The organism is Nitrosospira briensis (genome assembly GCF_900115125.1).
Lineage (GTDB): Bacteria > Pseudomonadota > Gammaproteobacteria > Burkholderiales > Nitrosomonadaceae > Nitrosospira > Nitrosospira briensis_A.
In genome coordinates this window covers 74348-99049 of the sequence record NZ_FOVJ01000006.1, presented here as the reverse complement: position 1 = coordinate 99049, position 24702 = coordinate 74348, and the positions used below count along the sequence as shown (strand labels likewise).

The window sequence follows — 24702 nt, the reverse complement described above, 5'->3', positions numbered from 1 at the left end:
GGCATTATTAACAGTTAACAGACGCCCGCTGCGCGAAAGTCATATCCCGAATTTGACAGTTGACCATTAATTTCCAGCTATGGTCCGCAATACCCCTCTCCGATACGAAGCCCGTGCTCCGCAAACGCCAATGCGCGCCGCGATTACCAATGCCTGTCGGCGAGATGAGGCGCAAAGCGTGGATGAGTTGGTGGGACAGATTGATCTGCCACCGGCGGACCGCGATCAGGTGCGGGAACGTGCACGGAAGCTGGTGAATGCAGTGCGCCGCAAACGCGCCCGCTGGGGCGGAACCGGTTCGCTGTTGCATGAATTCTCACTGTCCAGCCAGGAAGGCATTGCGCTGATGTGCCTGGCCGAGGCGTTGCTACGCATCCCCGACCGGGAAACCGCCGATCGCCTCATCCGCGACAAGATCGGCAAGGGGGATTGGCGCACCCATCTCGGGCATAGTTCATCGCTATTTGTGAATGCAGCGGCCTGGGGTCTGTTACTCGGTAGCAAGCTGGTGTCAACTCATAGCGAAAGCAGGTTGACGTCGGCGCTGACAAGCGTGGTCGAGAAGGGGGGCGAGCCACTGATCCGCAAGGGCGTCGATGTTGCAATGCGCATGCTGGGCCATCAGTTCGTGATCGGTGAGACCATAGCGAGGGCGCTGGATCGAAGCCGCGAGCAGGAGGCACTAGGCTATCGCTATTCCTACGATATGCTGGGGGAGGGTGCGCTTACTGCATCTGACGCCGAGCGCTACCATGCATCTTACGAGGCTGCAATTCATGCAATCGGCAGGGCGAGCGCTGGTCGCGGAATTTACGCAGGGCCGGGAATCTCGGTCAAGCTTTCCGCCTTGCATCCACGTTATGAGCGCGCCCAGCGCGACCGTGTCTTTGCCGAGTTGCTGCCGCGGCTGAAGTCACTGCTGCTGCTTGCAAGACATTATGACGTAGGACTGAACATCGATGCCGAGGAAGCTGACCGCCTCGAGCTTTCGATTGACCTGCTGGACGCGCTCGCATTTGATCCGGCGCTGGCTGGATGGAACGGCATCGGCTTTGTCGTCCAGGCTTACCAGAAGCGCTGTCCGTTCGTAATCGACTGGATCATCGATCTTTCGCGCCGCAGCCGGCATCGCATCATGGTCCGGCTCGTTAAAGGTGCGTATTGGGATGCGGAAATCAAGCGTGCACAGGTAGAGGGACTGGACAGTTACCCGGTTTATACGCGAAAAGTGCATACCGACGTTTGCTACCTCGCCTGTGCGCAACGATTGCTGCATGCGCCAGATGCGGTTTATCCCCAGTTCGCGACCCACAATGCGCAAACGCTATCCGCGGTCTACCAGATGGCGGCGGATGCGGGAATGGATGATTACGAGTTTCAGTGCCTGCACGGAATGGGTGAGACGCTGTACGACCAGGTGATCGGTTCAGACCAGCTCGGCAAGCCCTGCCGCATCTATGCGCCGGTCGGCAGCCATGAGACGCTGCTTTCCTACCTGGTGCGCCGCCTGCTCGAAAACGGCGCAAACTCGTCATTCGCCAACCAGATTGTCGATAAGGCGGTCAGCGTGGAAGAACTGATCGTTGATCCCATTACCCGGGTCCAACACGAGGGTTCGCGACCCCATCCCGCTATTCCGGCGCCACGTGACATATACGGCGAGCGCATGAACTCGTCCGGTGTTGATTTCAGCGATGAAAACGCGCTTGCCGCCTTGTCCGATGAGCTGGCTGCGCTGAGTGGCCGAGAATGGCTGGCTGCGCCCATACTCGCGAGCGGCGAACGCAATGAAGGCAAACGGACGCAGGTTTTGAATCCGGCCGATCGCACCGATCATATCGGGGCAGCGATCGAGGCAAGTGAAGCCGACGTCGAGGAAGCGCTCGCGGCTGCGCACGCGTTCGCGTCCGAATGGCAGGCAGTGCCGCGGATGGTTCGTGCAACGCTGCTCGAACAGGCAGCCGACGCGCTTGAGGCGAACCGGGCACCACTGATCGGGCTCGCAGTTCGCGAGGCCGGAAAGTCTCTGCCGAATGCGGTCGCCGAGGTGCGCGAGGCGGTCGACTTCTGCCGCTATTACGGGCAGCAGATGCGCACCCAATTTACTGCCGATGCTCAGCCCGAGGCGCTCGGGCCGGTGGTCTGCATCAGTCCATGGAATTTCCCGCTTGCAATATTCATCGGCGAGGTAAGCGCTGCGCTGGCGGCTGGCAATCCCGTGCTTGCAAAGCCCGCCGAGCAGACCCCGCTGATCGCTGCCGTGGCTGTAAGGTTGATGCATGAGGCCGGTATTCCGCGTGCAGCGCTACAGTTACTGCCAGGGTGCGGCGAGACGGTCGGGGTGCAGCTCATAAATGACTCGCGTGTGCGCGGCGTAATCTTTACCGGATCGACCGAGGTTGCGCAATACATCCATCGGGGGCTGGCGAAGCGCTCGCAGGATGAGGAGATCCCGCTGATAGCCGAAACGGGTGGCCAAAATGCAATGGTGGTCGATTCGTCTGCCCGGCTTGAACAGGTTGTGCAGGACGTGCTGGTGTCCGCGTTCGATAGTGCGGGGCAGCGCTGCTCGTCCGTGCGCGTGCTCTGCCTTCAGGAAGATATTGCCGACCGCGTGCTGGAGACATTGAAAGGCGCTATGAGGGAACTCGCACTGGGAGACCCGGGGCGGTTATCCACCGACGTTGGCCCAGTAATCGATGCCGAGGCGCAGCGCGCACTGCTCGTTCATATCAACGAGATGCGCGCGTCCGGCCATAGCGTGTTCCAGCTGCCGTTGCCGCCCGTTTGCGCGAACGGCACTTTTGTGCCGCCAACTTTGATCGAGATCGGGGACATTGGCGAACTGGAACGTGAGGTATTCGGTCCGGTGCTCCACGTCGTGCGCTTCGCGCGAGGCCAGTTGGACGACCTCGTTGGGCGCATCAATGCGACGGGCTACGGCCTCACCCTCGGCATTCACAGCCGTATCGACGAGACTATCGATTTCATCGCTTCCCGCGCGCATGTGGGTAATATCTATGTGAACCGCAGCATGATCGGCGCAGTTGTAGGCGTTCAACCGTTTGGCGGCGAGGGCAAATCCGGCACGGGGCCAAAGGCTGGCGGACCCCTGTATTTGCACCGCCTGCTGCGGCGAGCGCCATTATCGTTCCCACGCATGGGGGGCGAGCATTTGCCTGATGAACAGGACGCATTGGCGCCATTGCAAACTTTGGCCGGCTGGGCACAACAGATGGATCGCCGCGTGCTTGCCGAGCTCTGCATGGAGTACGCCATGAGTACGCCGCTCAGGTACAGGTTTCCCCTGCCGGGACCAACTGGCGAGAGCAACACGCTCGTGTTCGCACCGCGCGGCATGATCGCGTGCGTTGCGGACGACGAGGCCGCGTTGCTCGAGCAGGTTGCAGCGGTACTCGCAACCGGCAACCGCGTGCTGCTCGCGGGTGGACGGGTGTCGCGTGCGTTGCTTGATATGCTGCCGCGGGCGCTAAGCGGGCAATTGCAAATCGAGCCGGACTGGATTCATGCGCCGATCGCTGCAGCACTACATGCAGGCCCTTTGGAAAACGCAGCTCTGCTGCGAACCGAACTCGCTGCGCGCGATGGTGTGCGGATACTGCTGATCACAGCCCGCGGCAAAGATTTTCCGCTATACCGCCTGCTGGTGGAGCGTGTGGTGAGCGTGAACACAACTGCTGCCGGGGGCAATACCAACCTCATGACGCTAGGCATCTAGGCAAACGCGCATTGACGTCTGCCTTCGTCCCGTCTTGCCTTTCTTGCCTTACCCGGCCAATTTTTATAGGCCGGGCAGGTTTTCTCTACGCTTCATGAATGCTTCATCCAATACTTCATGAACAAATTGTTCAATACCTGCCGCGCTTGAACTACGCGGTCCCGCCACGTTCAGTACCCTGATTGCATTTGTCTTGAAGAAAGCGCTGATCCATTTACGCCATTCGAGGTAGGGGTAAACATGCAGGTACGGCCGGTGGATTTTCCTGGCCCACTCCTGTGTAAACAGCGATCCACCCGCCAGCTCCGGCGCTAGTGTGATGATCAGCGTGGCGTCGCTGTCGCGCACGTTCCGTTTTGTGCGCTGCTGGTAGTTGCGCCCCGGCGTTTCCTGCAAGCAATAGCAACCAGGAATAATGCCATCTTCCGCGCGCCGCCCTGCTGGGCACCATCCGCCATGCTGGATGTCGTTAGCTATGGCCCAGTCGAGTGCGGCGCGGTCAGCGCCGGTTTGTCCACCTGATATTATTTTCTGGATCACTGCCTGCTACAGAAGCCTCCGAACAAAACCCTGCCTCAAGTATCAACCTGTCTTGAGCTTGACTGAAAAATCTGCGATGCCTATCCTGAAGAGCAGTCTTGCTGCCGCATCAAGCGTTCTGAATTCGCGAGTTTCGCGTTTGGCTGTTTCCAGCGGTTGACCATCGATCACTACCATATAGCCCTCTGACATTACCGCGTAATGCACCTGGACCCGCTTTACGGCATTGGCGTTGAGCAGGATTTTCACCTCACGCTCTATCATTTTATCTATCCGCAGCAATAGCAGGGTCAGTTGCGTTCCATGGTTCAAACAAATCCTTCTGGTCGACCGTCATCAGCAGTTCGCCTGGCTTAACCTGCAGGAAGTTGCACAGTTTTTCCAATACTCGCCGATCGAAGCTGTTGACCCGATCGTAATAGTAGCGATCAAGCGTGGCGCGAGCGATACCGGTAGCCCGGCACACATCGGCGACCTTTATGCGCTTGGCGCCGAGAATGGCAGAAAGACGACAAATAATCATTGTTTGATATATGATTGATCGAGTTCGATGAAATAATACCACGAGGCAACTACATCGAGATAGCGGCTGCAATATTCATTACGGCTCGTTCCGCTTTGTCGCATGAAAAAGTCATGAGAGCTGCAACCCATACTTAGAGAGGAAATGTCATGAAATTTATTATCCCGTTCCTGCTTGCGGTTCTAATTTCGGGGACCTGTCAAGCTGATCCGCCACACCTTAGAGATAGGCAAACCGGCAAATACCTGGGCAATCTGAGTGCCAATCCATACGATCCCAATTCAGTGAGTAATCCGCATGGCCAGTACGGAAGCGAATACAGCCAGGACTCCATCAATAATCCCCATGGGCAATATGGCAGCCGTTACAGCAATGACAGCGTCAACAATCCGCATGCTACCAATCCCCCTGCAATATATGACAATAACGGATATGACACTCGTTACCGTTACTAGCAGTCTGCCCGACTTAAAGAATCGAAGCGAAAAAGTGACTGGGTGAGGGCAGATCTCGAGGATTTTGAAGGCCAATAGTTATTCTATTGGCCGAGAAAGCGACGAAATATGAACCAGCTAGACGCTTTTGCAGCCGATTTCCTTTAAGTCCTGCAGACTGCTAAAGGTCATTAAACAAACTATTTGCCGGGCTGCTATTGCTCCGCCTTGTCCTGGCCTTCCCTGTGCCAGATCAACTCTTTATTCTTATAAACTTCCCTGACCCGATGGAAGGGAATTTCGTGAGTACAGCCATCCGGATCGGTGATGTGAAAGAAAAAATGGTCGCCTTGAGTAAAGTGGATCTGGCTTAACGGGACCTGAATGACCATTTCGGCTACGCGATCGTAATATCCGATCACGAAATCCCCTTCTGCGAATGCGCCATCCCAGCGAATTCGGTTGAGTAATTCCTGAATGGGTACCATGACTCCTCCTCTGCACCTGGATAGCATCCATTTTTCTTGTACAGATAACGTAACACCGCGCAGTTACCTGCTCAACCATGTCCACAGCTATGTTGCCATGCTCTGCATCGTTTGGCACCGCCGGTCATCGAGAAAAACACTCATGTCTGGAATGCTCATTATTTAATGCTACATTAAATTTTTCGACCCAGGAATTGTTCTGCCGATAAAGATAAGAGGTGTAAGAGCGCCATGCGCGAAATCGACGGCTCCTATGGGGAAGGTGGCGGGCAACTGCTTCGTACATCGGTGGCACTTGCGGCGATCACCGGCCAAGCCGTTCATGTGTACAACGTTCGGGCCAAACGAGCCAACCCCGGCCTTGCACCGCAGCATCTTACCGCGGTCAAGGCCGTGGCAGCAATTTGTGGCGCTGAAGCGGAGGGACTGGAGGTCAAGTCCAGGGAAATCAAATTTTGGCCTGGTCCATTGCGCGGCGGCCACTTCGATTTTCCTGTCGGCACTGCGGGGAGTATCACGCTGGTGCTTCAGGCTGCGCTTCCCGTCGCCATTGCCTGTCGTGAAAAATTACGGATGACGATCACAGGAGGAACGGATGTTCGTGCTGCCCCGCCGCTCGATTATTTGCGCCACGTATTGCTGCCATTGTTATCCAGCATGGGCGCCAGGGCAAAAATCGATTTACTGGGACGAGGATATTATCCGCGCGGAGGAGGGCGCGTGGCCGTGGAAGTGGAACCCTCTCCGCCTCTTCGGCCTCTGGTCCTGGATGCATCGGGACCTCTCACTGAAATCCGCGGTTATGCCCATATTTCCGGCCTTCCGGCCCATATTGTTCAGCGAATGACGGATACAGCACTGGCGGAACTCTCCATTTTTCCACCGCCGATTATTGATCTTGCAGAAACAGGCGCGGATGAAGCGTTTGGTCCTGGCGGAGCAATCGTTCTGGTTGCGCAGACAGAACGCACCAGGCTGGGGGCTTCCGGAATCGCGCAGAGGGGAATCCGCGCTGAACAGCTTGGCTCGGAGGCGGGGCAGCGTCTGCGCGAGGAAATCTTGTCCGGGGCAACGCTGGATATCCATGCTGCGGACCAAATACTGATCTATCTTGCGCTGGCCGGGGGCAGTTCCTGCTTTCTCGCGAGAAGTCTTTCATCCCACGCCGCCACTACCAGCTGGCTGTTGGAGCAGTTCCTCCCGGTTCGCTTCGACATCAGCCAGACAGACCGGTTGATCCGTGTAAAGGCGGAACCGGCCATATGAGCTTATGAACGCTTGCCACTGCCACCTGGCATTTCCAGCGGGATGAGCTATATTGAGATTGACGCTACGCTAGCGCGTGCTGAAGTTTCAGACTTTGCCTCAAACATACATTTGCGAGGAAAAAAATGGCGGAGCAACGCGAGGTTTATAAGGGACGGGAGATCATTGTTCGATCAGGGGAGGAAGCTTTGGCGGCGCGAAGAGGTGCGCCGCCACTCCCTGGAGAAGGCGTACACAATGATTTGGAAGTCCCTGACCTGTACATCGACGGGGAGCGGATCTTCACTGTGCGGAATGCCGCGGGCGCATTTATTGCCTCTGGTTTTGCCTTCGATCCTCAACCTTTACTGATCGATTTAGGCAGGAAAATTATCGACTACAAAGAGGCGGGGAGATAGCATGGGAATCCGAAAGAATCAGTCCAGCCTGACAGTGTCTGAGAAAACCGCTTTTGTCGCCGCGGTAAAAGCGCTAAAAGCAAATGGCACTTACGATATATTCGTTGCCCAGCACCGCGCCGCTTTTCTTGCCGGCACCAACGATCCTGCGCATGGAGGCCCCGCTTTCCTTCCCTGGCACCGGGAATACCTTCGCCGGTTCGAGCGTGCTCTCCAGGAGATCGATGCCAGCGTTTCCCTGCCCTATTGGGATTGGACTGTCGACAGGACGCCCACGGCTTCGATCTGGAATGCGGACTTCATGGGTGGAAACGGAACGGGCGCTGCTCAGCGGGTCACCAGCGGTCCCTTCGCTTTTTCCACCGGGGAATGGAACCTTACCGTCAGGGACCCCGGCGATACAGCTCCGTTCCTTACTCGCGCCTTTGGCGCCATGGGTTCGCTACCAACTCAGGCGGGCGTCAATGCCGCGAAAAATGTGGTTCCATATGATTCTGCACCCTGGAATTCCGATAGCAGCATGAACACAAGCTTTCGAAACCGGCTGGAAGGAGTTATTCACAACCCCGGTCATATGTGGGTGGGCGGATCGATGATGGCGATGTCGTCTCCGAATGACCCAGTGTTTTGGCTGCACCATTGCAATATCGATCGGCTATGGGCTGAATGGCAAAGGGAAAATCCCGGCCAGAACTACCTGCCCCCCAGCGGCACGGCAAATGTTGTAGCGGGCCATGCTCTGGATGACCCGATGCCGCCTTGGGACGACGAGTCGCCGCCACCCACCCCAAGAAGCGTCCTCGATCACCATGCGCTCGATTACACCTACGATAATGAGGAGCCGGATACGGGGGAGATCGTGCCGCTTGCCATCGATGCGCCGCCCGTTCCAGCTTCTATAGCCCAGGCGGGCGAGGTGGATGTGTTCAGTTTCCCCGTAACAACATCGGGGAATTATGTAATTCAGACGCAAGGATCGACAGATGTGGTGGCGTCCCTGTATGGACCAAACGATATGGCAGCATTCATAACCGAAGACGACGACAGTGGGCCAGGCTCGAATTCGCGGATTGCAAGGGACCTGACGGCAGGCACATACTATGTTCGCGTGCGGCACTACAGCAACTCCTCGACTGGAAGCTATACTATCTCGGTGAGCGGATCGGGAGCGCAACCGGGCATTCAAACCATCCAGGTGAACGGTCCAGCAGTGCAGGGAACAATATCTGCGGCGAACGAGAGGGATATGTACAGGTTTACTGTCACCACCCCGGCCGTCCACACAATCGAGACCGCTGGCAGCACCGACTGCTTTCTGACATTATTTGGCCCGGACAACCCCGCCACATTCATCACCCAGGATGATGACAGCGGCCCCGGAACCAACTCAAGAATCGCGGTCAACCTAGGAGCCGGTGAGTATTATGCCCGTGTGCGGCACTACAGCCCAACCGGGACCGGTTCCTATAGCATTTCGGTTAGAACCTGAAATTTTTAGGCTGCCGTGGCGATCTGAAAAAAATAATGAAAAGTGCCCTGTCAGCCATCGTCCTTCTGACCGGATGCGGTTCCATTGCCGATGATTACAAACCCGTCAGGACGCAAGACGGGTCAACAGTCTACTCCATCACCAGCTTGTATGATGGAGGTGAAGGAGCAAGGGGGCAGGCTATCGAGTGGCTGGACATTAATGCAAGGAACCTGTGCCTGTCTGAATATGTACTTCTCTCGGAGGAAACTGTGCCAATCATGAATCGGCTTGGCGAAGTCATTTCCTCGCGCCTTATCTGGGAAATTGAGTGCATGGAACAAAGTGCCGCGCCTCCGTCCTAGCCTTGCTTTTATCTTTGCGATAGGCATCTGATTCCCCGCGAGCGATTAGTTCAACCTTCTGCTTTAACCTGACTCAAGGCTCAATATAACCATGACCGGGACAGCTGGAACCTGCATCAGGGGCTGAACCGACGTATTATGTCGCCGCGAAGTGAATAAGTCGAAAATCGGGAAACGTGCCAAAATGACGGTATTGTCATGCCTTCATTTAGCCAGCACCACCCGATTTGAGCATACCTCGAAACAACAAGCCGGTAACCCTCCAGATCTTTTCTATACTGCCAACGCTAGCGCTGGCCAGTTCCATCGTATTCGCCCTTTTCTTGTGGCAGGGGCACAAAGGCTTCAATTTATGGGATGAGGGCTATCTCTGGTACGGTGTTCAGCGTGTGATGCTGGGCGAAGTGCCTATCCGCGATTTCACGTCCTACGACCCCGGCCGTTATTACTGGTCGTCCGCGCTCATGAGCTTGAAGGGTGATAACGGGATAATGGCGCTTCGCGGCGCCGTGGCGGTTTTCCAGGCGATCGGATTATTCGCAGGCTTGCTGTTAATTGCGCGAAGCACGACTCAACGTTTCAAAAACTGGAGTTCTGTCTATTTATTGCTCTCGGCAGTTACGTTGACAGTATGGATGTTCCCGCGCCATAAACTCTTCGATATCTCTTTATCCATTCTTCTGATCGGCGCACTGGCTTTCCTGATTCAGAATCCTGCAAGGCTGCGTTATTTCATATGTGGAATGTGCGTGGGCCTGGCTGCAGTTTTCGGACGCAATCACGGCGTGTATGGAGTTGTGGGCAGCGTCGGAGTCATGGCCTGGTTGGCTATCAACCCGGGCAGGCGGGCGGGTGCGCCCAGGTTTATCGAGGGCACGGGACTCTGGGTTGCAGGTGTAGCGGTTGGCTTTACGCCAGTGCTTCTTATGATAGGGCTGGTACCGGATTTTGCTGGGAATTTCTGGGCAAGCATCCGCTTTCTGTTTGAAGTCAAGGCCACCAATCTTCCTTTGCCCATTCCGTGGCCGTGGAGGGCGCCTTTCGGCTCGGCACCCTTAGGGGAAACGATTCGCGGATTGTTGATCGGTCTGTTTTTTATTGCTACGGTTGTTTTTGGGGTCGTAGCAATTGCATGGGTGAGTTGGCAAAAATCCCGGAAAAAGGCGACTTCACCCATTCTGGTTGCTGCTGCATTCCTCGCCTTGCCTTATGCGCATTATGCTTATTCCCGTGCCGATGTCGGTCATCTTGCCCAGGGCATCTTTCCGTTATTGATAGGTTGTCTGGCGCTGCTGGCGGCACAACGCCCTAAAATCAAGTGGCCTTTGGCACTCTTGCTGTGTGGCGCAAGCCTGTGGGTGACGCACATTTCTCATCCAGGGTGGCAATGTGTTGCGAGCAAACAATGCGTAAGCATCGAAATTTCCGGAGACGAGCTCAGTGTCCCGCCGCATGTAGCGAATGATGTCCTTCTGCTTTGGAAACTGACTGATGAATATGCTCCCGGTGGACGGAGTTTCATCGCTACGCCTTTTTGGCCAGGCGCCTATGCACTGCTTGGGAAGAAGTCTCCGATGTGGGAAACCTATTCTCTGTTCCCGCGAAGTGAAGACTTTCAACGGGAAGAAATCGAACGTATCAAGATCACCAATCCCGGATTTATTCTGGTCTATGATTGGCCGCTTGATGGGCGCGAGGAGTTGCGTTTCCGTAATAGCCGCCCGCTGATCCATCGATATATCGTGGATAATTTCGAATTACTATCGCATTCGCCCAATCCCGCCTACCAGATATACAGGCCGAGGAAGCCAATGTAGTGACGAAAGCTGCGTCTTGAGGAAAGAAAAAAGACCATTTGCGCATTTCATTTCAATAATTTTCGAAATGGATTTTGCGTAACCGCTGCAAGTGGTATGTGCAATGCCGTACATACCAGTCACCTGGTTTCCCCTATCGTAATTCAATAGGAACATTGCTTCCCGCAATGAGATCTTGTGCCGTTCGTGCTTTTTATCGCCATCCCGTGACGATAACGGGAAAATGAGGACGACAACATGAATGTTACGCAGCTATGGGCCCTGATCAAAGAGTCTTTTTCATCCTGGCTTGACGATTATGCGCCAAGTATGGGCGCGGCGCTGGCGTACTACACCATGTTTTCGATCGCGCCGCTGTTGCTGATCGTTATCTCGACCGCCGGGCTCGTCTTTGGGGAAGAAGCGGTACGAGGTGAAATCTTCTACCAGTTGCGGGACTTGATGGGTGACCAGGGAGCACAGGCAGTGCAGGCTTTACTTGAAAGCGTTAGCGAACCGGAAGAGGGCGCGGCGGGTACGATTATTGGAACAATCTTGTTGCTGATCGGCGCCACGACGGTATTTGGGGAGCTGCAAGATGCTTTCGACCGTATCTGGCGCGCTCCGGGCAAAGATAAAAAGGGCGGAATATGGAAATTGATCAGGTCGCGATTGCTGTCGTTCGGAATAATACTGGGAATCGGTTTTTTGCTGATGGTTTCCCTCGTATTCAGCGCCGCGGTGGCTGCACTGGGAAAATGGTGGGGACCATTTTTTGCAAATCTTGAAATACTGGCAACCGCAATTAATTTTATCGTCAGCTTTGCCCTTATGACGGCAGTATTCGCAATGCTTTACAAATTCATGCCTCGGGTCAAAATCCAGTGGCAGGATGTGTGGGCGGGAGCCACCGTTACCGCCTTGCTGTTTACGGTGGGTAAGGTTCTGATCGGTATCTATATCGGAAAAAGCGCGGTGAGTTCGGGATTTGGCGCTGCTGGTTCGTTGGTGGTTGTGCTTGTATGGGTATATTACTCTGCCCAGATATTTTTACTCGGAGCGGAGTTTACCTGGGTCTATTCCCATGCTCATGGGTCGCGGAAAAATCACCTGCAATCGAATACTGAAGATAACGCTGGGCCTGCAAGAAGGAGTGTGGAAAACAAGGGGCGCAGTCTCTTTCAATAAAACTTCAGTAACGTCCGATACTTCGTTCGCTAACATTTCCGGGCTGGATAAGCGAACTCAATAATTCCGATGTTTGACTGGCACTGTCGCTCAGTTCAAACTTTTCTTCTGCCCGTTTTCGCGCTGCCTTTCCCATTTCTGCCCGCGCGGAATCATCCAGCATTAAAGTCACGATATTATTTGCAATTCCTTTCACGTCGTCGACGCTGTTCAGCAATCCCGTATGTCCCACCTCGACAATGTCGACTACGCCACCGACATTTGTCGCAATCACAGGTAAGCCCGATGCCATTGCTTCTATCATTGCGAGCGGCATTGCTTCCGAATATGAAGTGGATACGACGAGATCAAGGGAAGCGTAGACCTTGGGCATATCGTCTTGAAGGCCGGCGATGTGAACACAGTCACCAAGGCCGAGCTTATCGATTTCGTCCCTCAGCCTTCCACGCATGGGTCCTTCGCCCACCAATACAAAATGGCAATTCTTCAATTTTGCATGCGCTATGTTCGCGGCTTGTATAAATACTTCCGGGCCTTTTTCCGGGGAAAGCCGTCCTATGAATCCGACAAGCGGAGTTCCGGGCGCGATATTAACAATGGAATGGAGATAACCGGTCTTCGGACCCGGATGGAAAAGTTTTGTATCGACTCCATTTGCAATGTATCGCAGTTTACCGACGGGGATACCCAGGCTTAAAGCTTGAAAGTATGCGGTTTTGGCAACGACGCTGACGTATGTCTGCATCAGTCTGTGCACTTCGAAATCGCGTATGGTCAGGTAACGCCCGTGAATCGTCGCTAAGGCCGGCGTTTCGGTCATCCTGCTCAGGATGCCAGCCAGCAAGTGGGCATTTGGAAGGTGTGCATGTATTACGTCAATGGCGTCGGCACGGATAAGGCTAACGCCAAGCTGGATGGACTGCCAGTTAGGCTCATCGGTTATTGGGGTAACGTGGACGCTGCAACCGATATCACGCAGCCGCGCAGTAAAATGGCTCTCGCATACACATAGGCAAGTTACACGGAAATTATTTTGCGGCAGGCGCTGGAGCAACCGCAACACGTAGGTTTCCATTCCGCCTACGATGGCGCCCCCGATGATTTGCAGCAGGTTGATGGGGCGTTCCGCAGTCGAAATTATTTTCATGTCAACTTATGCCTAGCCAAGCTGCCGCTGTTCCCCCCATGATTCGTTCACGGCTGCGTTTGTCGATATCGAGACGTTCCAGTAGTTCGGAAACGTCATTGATCCGGCTCTTGATCAGCTCGCCGCTACAAGGCAAAAACACATCGCTGCCGAATTGCAATAATTCAGGCGTCAGCACGGCGATTGCCTTTCTCAGGACTTCAAAACGATAGACGGGTGGGGCCCCGAAGGATATGTCGAAGCGAAACTGGCTCTTATCGGGCGGCACTCCATTGATAAGGTCGATCAAACCGACGGCATTTGCTTCATCCGCCCACGGCCAACCCAGGTGGGCCAGCGTGACCCGTAAATTCGGATAATCCCTTATCACTTCGTAAAAGGCCGGGCGGCAGAAGCGGCCGGATTTTCCATCGATGAAAATGCCGCTGTGGAACAGGATTGGGATTTTCAGCACAGATGCCGCCTCGTAAATGCGATGTGCGCAATCATCATAGGGGTACCATCCGGCGGGTACCATTTTAAGACCGGAAAGGCCCAGGTCGTGCGCATGCCGCAGATCTTCAGACGCATTGCCAAGTGATGGGTTGACTACCGCAAATCCGATCAATCGATCAGTGTGATTAGCAATCAGCCGGGCCAGGTATTGGTTCGCCCCGCGCAGAGAGGCGCCGTCACCGAGCGTATAGTTTCCGGTCAAAAACGGCGCCAGCACGATTGCCTTATCTACCGCCGCCCCATCCAGTGCCTGTAGAACATCGTCTACTTTTTCGTCGCCTGAGCAATGGATGTGGGCGTCGATTATCATATTGGCCTCATTGAAGCTTATTCAGCCACGTACATTTTCTCTATGGGTTTCATTTGTTTTATCAGATCCGCCGCCTTCTTTCCCGCTAAAAATGCGTGGTCTGAATTGTAATATTCCCATTCGCTGTACCGCCCCGCCAGAATAATATCGCGTTCTGAAAGCCATCTTTTAACCATTTCGACGCTGTGCTTCCGGGCATGGTCGTACACCACGTACGCATAAGGCATATCCACGAGATTTGCGGTAATCAGCTTGTCCTCGGGCGTCAACAGGCCGACCTTGATACAATCCGCCATGCACTGATCGATCAAGTCCTGCCCGTCTTTAGGAAGAGGTTTGGCCGGTGAGTAGGATATTTCGCATGTGAGTCCGAATCCGCCTCGAGGGTTGCAACCGGGACTGGCATTTCCCTGAAGAAAGATCCGGTGAAAAATTGTATCTTCGGGATAGTAAATCCAGTGCTTGTCTGTAATGTTTTCCCGCCCGATGCCGAGATTGACGCAACGTACCGAGACGTGACGCAGTGCTGCCACCGCTTTCCTGATCGGATGAGGCGCTTCGTCCCCCATGCGGCGTATCAGCTCGGGCAGCGGCATCGTACTAATCAGATTCTCGTACCGATAACGCCGTCCATCACGCAGCGTAATCAAACGCTGGCCGGGTGATATATGCGCTACATCGGCATTCAGTTCAATTTTTCCTTTGATATGGGGTACGAAACCGGACATCATCGCTTGAAAACCCCCACGTAAAGGATAGCCAAAGCGCGCGTTGGGCCCCATCGGTTTGCCGACGGGCTGGAGTGCCCCTTCAATGATTTCTTCCAGGTCAGGTAAGGGTACGCGACCTCCAAGCCAGGAAGTTTCCATTTCCGTCAGCGGCACCGTCCACAGTTTCCTGTTGTAGGGTATTGCAAAATGCTTTGCTATGCCGGAGCCCCACATTCTGTAAATGAATTCCTCGAAATTTTCCGGCCTGTTTCTGGTGGCCGTCGTATCTTCGTGCAAACGCGTTGCGCCAGAGTCCGGCACGGTTCCATCAGCGCAACAGTCGGATAGAACGGCGGCCGCGCCGTCCACCCCCTGACAGGCTCCCCCGGTTGCTTTCGATTCCGGATTTTTCGACGCTCCGTAACGCGACTCTATCGCCCCGACAATGCATTCTTTGATTACATTCGGCGGCAGACCATAGAGCGCTCCCTGAAACGGATAACGCGTATGGACACCTTTACTGTAGACCCAGGCTTCACGGTTTTGCCAGTGGACGTTATTGCCAAGCAGAATCTTGTAGAGCTGCAGGACATAGGCATCATTTGAAAACATGATGTGACCGGCGTGATCAAATGTAAAACCCTTGTCCTCGATTGAGCGGCACCATCCGCCGACAGTGGAATTCTTGTCCAGTAAAAGTGTGTCCTCATCGAGATGATAGGCTGCGCTAAGTCCGGTCGGCCCCGCACCGATAATGACGGTTTTTTTATTTTCCGCCGGCACTGACTGAATTCCGCGCTGAATCGGCAGGTGTCGCTCCGCCCAAGGCCGTGCAATGCTTATCGATTCTTCTTTTTGTACGCTTGTAAGTTGCATCAATTCATGCATCTTTTCAGCCGTCGTGTTCCACGATGTCGCCGATACCAATTCCCTCATCTTGACGACGTTTCGTTTGTGCTCCTCGGGCGTTGTCAGCAAGGCATGCTCACAGGCCTTGATAAAAGCTTGTGGCGACTCTGCGATCGACACCACTTCACCATAGAGGTCCACAACGTCATTGACAGGCGTACTTACTATGGGTAATTCCGCTGCCATGTATTCAAGCGTTTTTGTCGGACTGATAAAGCGGGTCGATTCATTGACTGCAAACGGCAACAGACATACGTTCCAGCCTGCCAGAAAATGGGGTAACGCCTTATAAGGTTGCTGCCCCAGATAGTGGATGTTATGCCGCTGCGGCAAAGAGGCAGGATCTATTTTTACCACGGGTCCGACCAGAACGATCTGCCACCGCGGGTGCGCATCGGCAAGACGTGCGAGAAGTTCTGTATCAATTCGCTCATCAATTACACCATAGTAACCGAGCCGCGGTCCGGGTATATCCTCGTGTGCCGGGTGGGTATTGCTGCGGTCGAGCGCTTGCTCGAAGTGCACCAGATCGACGCTGCTGGGGAAGCAGTGGACATTTGCGTGGCGTTCCCGCTTTGCGTGATAAAGGCTGGGGCCTCCGGTGAAAACAAGATCGGCAACTTTCAGCAAACCATTTTCCCTTTGAAGCATTTGTTTTGGCGGGTTTTTGAAAGCGGCAAGTTCGTCCATGCAATCATAGATCACCAGGGCAGGCTGCAACTCCTGTAACAGCGGTAATGCCATGGGGGTGTAAAACCAGGCCATATGCTCTTCGTCGAGAACGACAAATTGCCGCATCAGTTTGATCAGATGCGGCAATTGCTCATCGTGAAAGCCCGGTGCGGCGACAGGCGTATACGGCTTGAGTACGGTGACGTTCGGCCCAGGAACAGATATCTCGAGGAAGCTGTCATGCTCATGAAAAACCGGTTCTTCAATGAAGACAATTTTGTAGTTTTCAGCCAATCGTGAGAGGAGATGTTGCGGCCGTTGATACACGAAGTCCCAACGGAGGTGGGAAAAAACAATAATGGTCGTCATTGCGGCTCCTTGAGAGGTGAGTGCGGCTTGAGTTGGAATATAGTTTGAAAAACGGGTTAAAAGGCGCTGAGCATCGCGTAATCCAGTAGCGTAGGGTTCCGATAAAACACGCTGGTAACGCTTTTCTCCAAGAATGTTCACATCCCACAAGCCGCTTTTATGCCATTGGTGAGGATCATCCCAATCAGGCCGGTCCACTATCGGGTACAGGCAGATTCCTTGAAGATCAACACCCAGCTGTTGAGTCAGTGCGGCCTGTTCAGCCACTTCCTTGATCCATGCACCTCTGCCACTTCCGACATGGCTGGTTTCAGACAGTAATATCGGGCGCTGGTATCGGCGATAAACTTCGGTGAGGAGGCTGTACAGGGGAAGGCGGCGAGGGTGGCCCAGATGCCAGTAAAGGCTGCTTCCCTCGATCTCCCATTGATTGCTGTGGTAGTAGTTGACTCCAATCAGGTCCAGAAAGTGTGGCGCGCCACCCAATTCCGGGTCCCTGTTTCCGCAGAGCATATCCCATGCCGCGAACTGGGATTCCCGATACATTACCGCGTGATCTTCAAGATCGGGCCGGTTGTGTGGAGCGACAACGTGTATCGTTGGATCGCAATGCAGAATGCGGGCGGAAGGATTGATGTCCCAAATCGCTTCGCAACTCCTGAGCGTGGCGCGCACCAGTTGACGTTTTAATTCCGTCCCGTCGTCTCCGCCAGAGTTCGGGCACATAAAGCGATTCCGGGCGAAGGCCCAGCTTGCAAAGGAAATCTCATTAATCGGCGAATAAATGGAAACGGTATTCGCTGTTGAAAATGATTCCAGGTAGTCCACTACACGACCGCAGTAATGGGAAAACCGCTCAACAAAATCAGGTGAATAGACATCGACATCGTCGGGCCAGCCATAATGGCATAAAGTCCAAATGACTTGTAACCCGAGTTCCCGGGCAGCGTGAGCGCGCGATTCGATGGATGAAAAATCGAAATGTCCGGCTTTTTCCACCGATCGCCAGCCTACGCTTTCGCGTACTGTCCCGATTTCAAAGTCCTTCAGCAGCAAATAATCGTCATAGGCGAGACTGGTATGCTGCGTGGCGTCATTCATGGACAAGTTCAGCCCTGCGCCATTGATGTGGTCGGCACCTTCATAACCAGCTTGCCAGTAGGAACGAAATATTCCTTTATCCGTCGAATTCATCTGAATGTTGTATGAAACGCTTTATTGTTGAGCTGCGTACCAGCATTATTACCAGGCTCCGGCATCGCTATCACATGCTTGGGCTAGAGATGGAAACGCTGCAATGATCGGAGTTTTCATGGAACGCCACTGTGCGATAACGAACATTCACTCTCCTTTCAACCTGATCCGCCTCGTAGCGAACTCACGCAAAGGTGGAGGCCGGGTGATACAAAAAGTCCTTGTGGATCACAACGCTATACTGAAAAATTAGTGGGTCAACTGCCGAATTCAGGTTCATGTGGTAATCGGACGTCTGGCGCCTCTGATGCCTTTACCATTGATCGGTGAGGGCGTTTCCTCATAGTGGAGGCATCTTGTGGCGGAAAAAACAGCGGTAAGAAGCAATCGGCTCAAGTCCCGTGGCCGGCGACGATACCTGCAGGCGCTCGTCGCCGGCAGCGCAGCCATGACGTTGAGCGCATCAGGCGCGGCTTTCTGGAATAGGCAATTTACTGTTCACACCTTCGGGGATTCGATCCTCGATTGCGCCCGGTATAACGTTTACGGTGTACATCCGGGACAACTCATCGTGCGAAATGACGATCGTCTATTCCCTGATTTCAAGGGTTGTGATCTGTCTTCGTTCCTGCCCGCTCAGCTTGACCACCGGGCACAGGATGGCGGCCGGGTTGAAGACCTTCCCCGGCAGGCACGAGGGCTTCAGGGGAGCGGGCCAGCAGTCGCTTTGGTAACGGTTGGCGGCAACGATCTCCTCACCGGACTTGCGGCGGATCGCCGAGAGGGCATCTTGCGCTTTCGAGAACTGCTGGCCGCGTTCCTGCATGCGCTTCCCGTGCGGCCCATCTTGCTCGGCAACGTTTATGACCCGACCTTCAGAGACGATTCCCGTAACTTTCTTGGTGTGGAGGCGCGCATTGCCAGAGGCAATTTGAACCGGATGAATGCCATGATCGGCGACTTGGCCCCGCGCTATGGGCAACTGGTCGACTTGCACGGTCATTTTCTGACCGGAGACCCCTCATGGTTCACGCGGACGATCGAGCCCAGCTTGCGGGGTGCGTCCGAAGTCCGCGCCGCTTTCCTCCCGGCGGTGCTCAAGGCGCTTGGATGACCATGCAGGCGGATGCGAGGGCGTCAGGACCGGGTAGCCGTTGTGTTGACAGAGATTTCGATTCACGATGGGCTCGTTCGCAAATACCCATTCCTAAACAACTTAAACCATCAGGCCGGTAGAGTTAGGCAGCGAGGATAAATTTCAGCGCCCGCAATTGGCGATCCTGCCCACGAGCAAATATACGTCCGTTGTCCGAAGGGTGCGGCGGATAATACGTACCCGCCGGATGCCCTTGCATGGTTATTCATCGAGTCCCGGAAGTGCTTGAGCCTTGAGAAGAGCTTGATCCGGTGCCTGTGGCTTTTCCGGTTGAGCCAGACCCCTGCTTTCTCGAATATTCCCAGGATGAGGGGTCGTCTTTATCAGACTTGCCTTGCCCCGCGGCAGAGCCGCCTTGATTGTTTTCCTTACCGGACGGGGATTGATCTGACATGGTCCCGCTCTGTCTCGACTCCTTTTCACCCTGCCCAGGCATTGACCCGCGATCTCCACCAGTAGCGTGAGCTATTCCCGATATGCTGAAAATGACGACGCTGGCGAGTACAGCGGGTCCAGCAATATTTTTTAAAATGGATGAATGTTTCATGTTGCACCTCAAGTGGATCAGCGAAATTGCTGGATTGAAATCCTACTCCGTCACCATTGTCGTTCAGTACGCTATCGCACGGAGCTGCTGGACTGTGAGCGCCCACTCGTGTCTATCCTTGCATCCCCATCCGCCCGCGTACCACGACCGTTCACTACCGCATCCCCCGCGTTTCCTGCATTCGAGGAGGCAGTACTACTACATGAGAGGGCATTAGCTATGTATGCTTCCGTACAGAGCGAAGTGATTTTGCCCCCTACGATGCACTCATTCTCTGGCTTTAATGCTGATGGATGGAGTTAAGAATCCCGGAGACATCGGCCAGCATGTGTTATCGGAAATATTTGGATATACCAGGACAGGAGGTACAACATGGCTTCGGATAGAGAGAGAAGTGGTAATGGCAGGAGCAGCGGACAGAGCAAACGTGGCTTTGCTTCAATGGATGAAGATAAGCAACGCGCGATAGCCAGCCAGGGCGGCAAGGCAGCTCACGAAAAAGGAACGGCACACGAATTTGATTCGGAAGAAGCTCGCAAGGCTGGCAGGAAAGGTGGCAAGGCGGCTCATGAAAAAGGCACGGCGCATGAGTTTGATACCGAAGAGGCCCGCGAGGCGGGCCGAAAAGGCGGAGAAGCCCGTGGAAGGAGCATTTCGCGCGATGATTCGTCATCTTCCAGCCAGACTGGAGCGGCTGTGAATCCCCCAAAACAGGGAGCGAAGGCGATAAAAACAAATAGTTGAGTTGTGGAAGGCAGGTAGGAGGCAGAAAACCGCGTTTTATGTTCTTTTCGCTTTGTTGATAATGAGGAACCGAAAAATGAAACACGCATTTGTCGCAAGTAAAAAAGCGGCTTGGGTAGTCTTTACTTCATTAGTTCTCGGATTGACCAGCCTTGCTGATGCCGAGAGCGGTACATCCGGGAAGGATACGTTAGCTGCATCCGGCACCGGAATCTTGGAAGACAACCCTACCAGGGGCGGTACCGAAAAAAGCCTGGGCAGCAGCAGGAGCGGCAGTTCGGGAAGTGGGGCGGCGGGTGATTCCAATAGTTCAACGCCACAGGGTAGTTCGCCGGGCGGGTCAACCGGAGATAAGGGTTTCAGCAATCTAAGGGAAAATAAAGGGGGCAGCGGCTCGCAGAGTACCTTGGGCGGTAGTACCGATTCAAAAGCGGGCGATGCTGGGACGGGTGGAGGAACAGGTGGGAGCAGCACGGGGGGTAGCAAATAGATATTGGTGTCTAACGGCGCCTGCCCGCCAGGCGCCTGCTTCTCCCTGGCTGAAGATTGACCCTCCACTGGGGGGCGAATAGCAGGTCAGGTACGCAATTACGTCTAATTTGCAAAGAGTACTGATCCATCGGGTGCCCGGGTGCCGGGATTTTGACCGACATTGTCCATTGTCTTTAGCGACCCCTCAATATTCCTTAGATAATGGATAGTGAACCACTTTGCTCAGATCGAAGCTCGATCTTGTAGAGGAACGGTGCATGTGGATCAGTTGACACACTATGGCGTCAGGACAACTTTGCGGCAGTCGTCTTCTTTCTTGTCGAAGATCCGGTAGGCAGAGGCCGCCTCGGCAAGCGGCATGCGGTGGGTGATGATGATATCGGGGTGCAGCCTTCCGGATTCTATATACTCCAGCAGTTCAGGCAGAAAACGTTGTACGTGAGTCTGGCCCATCCTGAACGTCAGGCCTTTCTCGAAGGCATCTCCGAAGAGGAATCCGTGTATGAAGCCCGCATAGACTCCGGGTACGCTGATAGTACCTCCCCGGCGGACTGCTGCAATGCACTGGCGAAGCGCCTTGCCACTGCTGCCTTCGAGCTTCAGGTTGGTCATTACGGTCTCGAGTGCGCTGCCTTTAGCTTCAAAACCTATCGCGTCAATAGCGGCGTCCACGCCTCTGAACGACGTATTTTCGATAATGACTTCGGCCGGGTCGACTTCATCAAAGTTAATGGGAAAAACGTCATACGTTTTACGAGCGAATTCGAGCCGATAAGGATGATGATCCACCATGAAAATTGTTTCCGCCCCCAGCATGCGGGCGCAGGCTGCCGTCATCAGGCCGACAGGCCCGGCGCCGAATATGGCGACGGTTGATCCGGGTCCGATGTCCGCATTAACCACCGCCTGATATCCCGTCGGCAAAATGTCGCTCAAAAACAGAACCTTTTCGTCCGAAAGCGTTTCGGGAACTTTGATGGGGCCTACGTTGGCTTTTGGCACTCGGACATATTCCGCCTGGCCGCCCGGTACGCCCCCATACAGGTGAGTATAGCCAAAGAATGCCGCACCCGAGCGTATGTCCTTTTTATTCATGATCGCGCCACGGTCCGGGTTTGTTGTCTCGCAAGCGGAAAATAACTGCCTCTCGCAAAAGAAACATTGTCCGCACGCTATGACAAACGGCACAACCACGCGGTCGCCTTTTTGCAGGTCAGTTACCCCGGATCCGGTATCAACAACGATGCCCATGAACTCATGACCCAGGATATCCCCATCTTTGAGCTCGGGAATCTTGCCCCGGTATAAGTGCAAATCCGAGCCACAGATTGCGGTAGCAGTAATTTTGAGAACGACGTCATCGGGTTCCTGAAGTATGGGGTCAGGTACCGTATCCACGCGGACATCGTAGCTTCCATGATACGTAAGCGCACGCATTCGGGTTCTCCTTTGTCATGTTTCCTGCCTGCTGTAGAACCACTTGGTCATTGGCCTTGCAGGGCAGGTCAGACTATCTCGGCAAGGGGGTCCCTGGCGGGATTCTGGTAGCTTCCTCCGGACTTATTCTGCCGTCCCGGTCGATATCCGCGGCGTCTCTTTTCGTCCGATCCAGTTTATCCCTCACCGGGTCGCTTCCACTTGTTGATCCAGTTCCCGGTTGACCGGGTTTGATGGGAGCGGTCTGCCCCGGCGCTGCTTGACCGGGCATGGAACCACTTTGTCCCGCGGGAGGTTGTCCAATGATTGAACCGCTTTGACCTGAACTGCCTTGTCCCGGCGGCTGGCCAACCATGGAGCCGCCTGGCCCAGGTGTGAGCTGGGCATGACTCGCTCCGGATGCCAGGAAGAAGACCCCCGCCAATAGCAATGGCTTTAATGGAAATATTAAAGAAAGTTTCATGGCCCCTCCACATTGGTTGAGCAAATCGTTCGATAAAACTGTAAAAAGTTTTACATGTCCACCTTCCCGTTTTCCGTGCGCAAACGCACGTTGGAGGTAAAAAAAGGGAAAGAAGGTCGTCTGGTGCGGAGGTTATCCAGCCGAAAAAAATGGTCCCCGAAAGCGTATTCTCTTTTACGAACTGCCTAGTACGCGGACGGCCGCGTCCAGTAGCGGTCTGCTGCCTGCGGCAACGACTCGGCCATTTGAATTCAAACCGAGCGGATTGCCTTTCCAGTCGGTCAGGCATCCGCCTGCGCCTTCGATAACCGGAACGAGCGGCAAGTAATCATAAGGCTCCAGACCCGTCTCTACTACCAGGTCGCAGTGCCCGGATGCGAGCAGGCCGTACGCATAGCAATCGCAAACAGGCATCGTTATTGAAACCTGCTCAATCAGCGCATGAATTCTGCAACGCTCATCAGTATGTGCACTACCGGGCGGCGTAGCGTACAGTCGCGCCTGCCCGATCGAATTGCAATTGCTGACTAGGGCTGCGCGAGCGTTGGCTCCGTCGTTGAAGGCTGTGTAGCGGCCATCCCCTGTCCATCGTTCTCCCAATGCGGGAAGATCGATCAGTCCGGCAACAGGCCCATCTTCGCGCAGTAAGCCGATAAGGGTTCCAAAGAGCGGATTTCCCATGACAAAACTTTTGGTGCCATCGATGGGGTCGAGAATCCAACGGTAGGTTTTGGCTGGCGTACGTTCGTATTCCTCACCGATAACGCCGTGATTGGGGTATTGTTCATGAATCAGCCGGCGGAGCACGCTTTCAATTTTTCGATCCGCGGCAGTTACAGGGCTCTTGTCAGCCTTTAGCGTAACTTCCTGGACAGTTCGAAAGTACCGGAGGGCAATTGGACGGGTAATATCAGCCAAGTGTTGAGCGAACACTAATGCCTGTTTTTCGTTCATGATCTATGCGACGGCAAGCCGAAGCGTTCTGCTACGAAGTGTTCTGCTATTCCCCGAATTCTTCTCCAATCTTTATTCTGATTGAGTTGCCTGCAGGGGGTTCGAGGCCGGTCTACCCGGAAAAGGGAAAAGAAGCACTCACCGGCAGAATGCGGCTCAGGCGAAAACAGCCTATCTCTCGTCATGCTTGAATTCGCTGCGACTGCCCTTCGGTGTGTCAATCATGATATTCACGAGGCCAGGCTCAGCCCTCGGTCAACTTGTCAAGAGATGGGCTCATGCTGTCTCCCTTCAAATTTTCAGTTTTACCGATAACAAACGGGTAGCTTACAGAACTTTCTTGTTATGCGATCCGCCAGTAGTCTGTTCCGGCTCCTTGCCGTCGTGGCGCAGCACGCTGATCTCGCCATCTTCTTCAAGATAAGCGATCTTTATTTCATCGAGATTTTCGATGCCTTGTTGGCGCAACTTCGAATTCAGTTCTTCCATGGTGATCAATTCCGCCCGCATCGCCTTGCGCTGAACCTTTCCATTCACCACCAGCGCTTGCGGAGGAGGCTGAATCAAACGGCGAATAACGGGGAAATGAAAGCTCATCGAGTCCAGCACGTAATTCCACCCCGCGAGGGTGGCAATAAGGATACATCCATCCGTTATCGAATCATAACCTCCGGACATGCCGTTGCTGGCGGCATCGGCGATAAGAACAAGCAGCATCACGTCCGCAATGCCAATAGCGCCAATATCGCGACGGAGCACCAATCTGAACAGCAAAAATATGAACCAGAAGATTGCCGTTCCTCGCACAATGATCTCGAGCGGATTTACTGAAAAGCCAAAAAGTTGGGACCAGTCAATCATGCCATTAGCTTGCGGAGGAGATTCAGGAGACGCTTTC

At 54.3% G+C, this 24702-nt stretch carries 22 protein-coding genes; 11 read left to right on the top strand and 11 right to left on the bottom strand.

The window, feature by feature from the left end:
- Positions 1 to 79: 79 nt before the first annotated feature.
- Complete coding sequence (putA, locus tag BMZ14_RS11770; protein WP_218145030.1) at positions 80 to 3739, top strand: trifunctional transcriptional regulator/proline dehydrogenase/L-glutamate gamma-semialdehyde dehydrogenase; 3660 nt, start codon at positions 80 to 82, stop codon at positions 3737 to 3739.
- A 63-nt stretch (positions 3740 to 3802) separates the two neighbouring features.
- Here the strand turns inward: putA and BMZ14_RS11765 are convergent, their stop codons facing one another.
- Genes BMZ14_RS11765 through BMZ14_RS11755 form a run of 3 tightly spaced genes read right to left on the bottom strand, consistent with a single transcriptional unit; the run spans position 3803 to position 4802 of the window.
- The gene (locus tag BMZ14_RS11765) at positions 3803 to 4279 is read right to left on the bottom strand and encodes a putative molybdenum carrier protein (protein ID WP_074797779.1); all 477 of its coding nucleotides are present in this window, start codon (positions 4277 to 4279) and stop codon (positions 3803 to 3805) included.
- Positions 4280 to 4321: 42 nt separating this feature from the next.
- Entirely contained in the window at positions 4322 to 4543 is a 222-nt protein-coding gene (locus BMZ14_RS11760) for an NUDIX hydrolase (protein ID WP_074797777.1), read from the bottom strand.
- Position 4544: 1 nt separating this feature from the next.
- A complete protein-coding gene (locus BMZ14_RS11755) occupies positions 4545 to 4802 on the bottom strand; it encodes a helix-turn-helix domain-containing protein (protein WP_074797774.1) in 258 nt (85 codons plus the stop codon).
- A 149-nt stretch (positions 4803 to 4951) separates the two neighbouring features.
- Here BMZ14_RS11755 and BMZ14_RS11750 point away from each other — a divergent pair, with 149 nt between their 5' ends.
- Positions 4952 to 5257, top strand: a complete 306-nt coding sequence (locus BMZ14_RS11750; protein ID WP_074797772.1) for a hypothetical protein — start codon at positions 4952 to 4954, stop codon at positions 5255 to 5257.
- Positions 5258 to 5451: 194 nt separating this feature from the next.
- Here the strand turns inward: BMZ14_RS11750 and BMZ14_RS11745 are convergent, their stop codons facing one another.
- Positions 5452 to 5724, bottom strand: coding sequence for a DUF504 domain-containing protein (locus tag BMZ14_RS11745; protein WP_074797769.1), 273 nt, complete (start codon positions 5722 to 5724; stop codon positions 5452 to 5454).
- Positions 5725 to 5955: 231 nt separating this feature from the next.
- Here BMZ14_RS11745 and rtcA point away from each other — a divergent pair, with 231 nt between their 5' ends.
- The 6 genes from rtcA (at position 5956) to BMZ14_RS11715 (ending at position 12205) form a co-directional block, all read left to right on the top strand.
- Positions 5956 to 6990: an RNA 3'-terminal phosphate cyclase gene (gene rtcA / locus BMZ14_RS11740; protein WP_074797767.1), complete on the top strand. Its 1035-nt coding sequence runs from the start codon at positions 5956 to 5958 to the stop codon at positions 6988 to 6990.
- A 125-nt stretch (positions 6991 to 7115) separates the two neighbouring features.
- Positions 7116 to 7388 (top strand): hypothetical protein, encoded by a 273-nt coding sequence (locus BMZ14_RS11735; protein ID WP_074797765.1) that lies wholly within the window; start codon positions 7116 to 7118, stop codon positions 7386 to 7388.
- 1 nt (position 7389) lies between these two features.
- A complete protein-coding gene (locus tag BMZ14_RS11730; RefSeq protein WP_074797763.1) occupies positions 7390 to 8877 on the top strand; it encodes a DVUA0089 family protein in 1488 nt (495 codons plus the stop codon).
- A 35-nt stretch (positions 8878 to 8912) separates the two neighbouring features.
- Positions 8913 to 9221 carry a hypothetical protein gene (locus tag BMZ14_RS11725; protein WP_074797761.1) on the top strand — a complete coding sequence of 103 codons (309 nt, stop codon included), beginning with the start codon at positions 8913 to 8915 and terminating at the stop codon, positions 9219 to 9221.
- A gap of 227 nt (positions 9222 to 9448) precedes the next feature.
- Complete coding sequence (locus BMZ14_RS11720; protein WP_074797758.1) at positions 9449 to 11038, top strand: hypothetical protein; 1590 nt, start codon at positions 9449 to 9451, stop codon at positions 11036 to 11038.
- Between the two features lie 237 nt (positions 11039 to 11275).
- Positions 11276 to 12205: a YihY/virulence factor BrkB family protein gene (locus tag BMZ14_RS11715; RefSeq protein ID WP_074797756.1), complete on the top strand. Its 930-nt coding sequence runs from the start codon at positions 11276 to 11278 to the stop codon at positions 12203 to 12205.
- Between the two features lie 4 nt (positions 12206 to 12209).
- On the opposite strand, the gene BMZ14_RS11710 is transcribed toward BMZ14_RS11715, so the two are convergent.
- Genes BMZ14_RS11710 through BMZ14_RS11700 form a run of 3 tightly spaced genes read right to left on the bottom strand, consistent with a single transcriptional unit; the run spans position 12210 to position 18011 of the window.
- Positions 12210 to 13352, bottom strand: a complete 1143-nt coding sequence (locus tag BMZ14_RS11710) for a glycosyltransferase family 4 protein (protein ID WP_074797754.1) — start codon at positions 13350 to 13352, stop codon at positions 12210 to 12212.
- 1 nt (position 13353) lies between these two features.
- A complete protein-coding gene (locus BMZ14_RS11705; protein ID WP_074797753.1) occupies positions 13354 to 14157 on the bottom strand; it encodes an amidohydrolase family protein in 804 nt (267 codons plus the stop codon).
- 17 nt (positions 14158 to 14174) lie between these two features.
- A complete protein-coding gene (locus BMZ14_RS11700; protein WP_074797751.1) occupies positions 14175 to 18011 on the bottom strand; it encodes an NAD(P)-binding protein in 3837 nt (1278 codons plus the stop codon).
- A 358-nt stretch (positions 18012 to 18369) separates the two neighbouring features.
- Between BMZ14_RS11700 and BMZ14_RS11695 the strand changes: the two genes are divergently transcribed.
- From BMZ14_RS11695 to BMZ14_RS11680, 3 genes are all read left to right on the top strand, one after another.
- Positions 18370 to 19125 carry an SGNH/GDSL hydrolase family protein gene (locus tag BMZ14_RS11695; RefSeq protein ID WP_256208603.1) on the top strand — a complete coding sequence of 252 codons (756 nt, stop codon included), beginning with the start codon at positions 18370 to 18372 and terminating at the stop codon, positions 19123 to 19125.
- Between the two features lie 961 nt (positions 19126 to 20086).
- Positions 20087 to 20458 carry a KGG domain-containing protein gene (locus tag BMZ14_RS11685; protein ID WP_074797747.1) on the top strand — a complete coding sequence of 124 codons (372 nt, stop codon included), beginning with the start codon at positions 20087 to 20089 and terminating at the stop codon, positions 20456 to 20458.
- A gap of 76 nt (positions 20459 to 20534) precedes the next feature.
- Positions 20535 to 20948, top strand: coding sequence for a hypothetical protein (locus BMZ14_RS11680; protein ID WP_074797746.1), 414 nt, complete (start codon positions 20535 to 20537; stop codon positions 20946 to 20948).
- Positions 20949 to 21226: 278 nt separating this feature from the next.
- On the opposite strand, the gene BMZ14_RS11675 is transcribed toward BMZ14_RS11680, so the two are convergent.
- The 4 genes from BMZ14_RS11675 to BMZ14_RS11660 all read right to left on the bottom strand — a co-directional run bounded on the left by BMZ14_RS11675 (position 21227) and on the right by BMZ14_RS11660 (position 24665).
- Positions 21227 to 22387 carry a zinc-dependent alcohol dehydrogenase gene (locus tag BMZ14_RS11675; RefSeq protein ID WP_074797745.1) on the bottom strand — a complete coding sequence of 387 codons (1161 nt, stop codon included), beginning with the start codon at positions 22385 to 22387 and terminating at the stop codon, positions 21227 to 21229.
- Positions 22388 to 22570: 183 nt separating this feature from the next.
- Positions 22571 to 22774 (bottom strand): hypothetical protein, encoded by a 204-nt coding sequence (locus BMZ14_RS11670; protein ID WP_074797744.1) that lies wholly within the window; start codon positions 22772 to 22774, stop codon positions 22571 to 22573.
- Positions 22775 to 23024: 250 nt separating this feature from the next.
- Positions 23025 to 23804 (bottom strand): inositol monophosphatase family protein, encoded by a 780-nt coding sequence (locus BMZ14_RS11665; RefSeq protein WP_074797743.1) that lies wholly within the window; start codon positions 23802 to 23804, stop codon positions 23025 to 23027.
- A 327-nt stretch (positions 23805 to 24131) separates the two neighbouring features.
- Positions 24132 to 24665 (bottom strand): DUF421 domain-containing protein, encoded by a 534-nt coding sequence (locus BMZ14_RS11660; RefSeq protein ID WP_074797740.1) that lies wholly within the window; start codon positions 24663 to 24665, stop codon positions 24132 to 24134.
- Between the last annotated feature and the right edge of the window lie 37 nt (positions 24666 to 24702).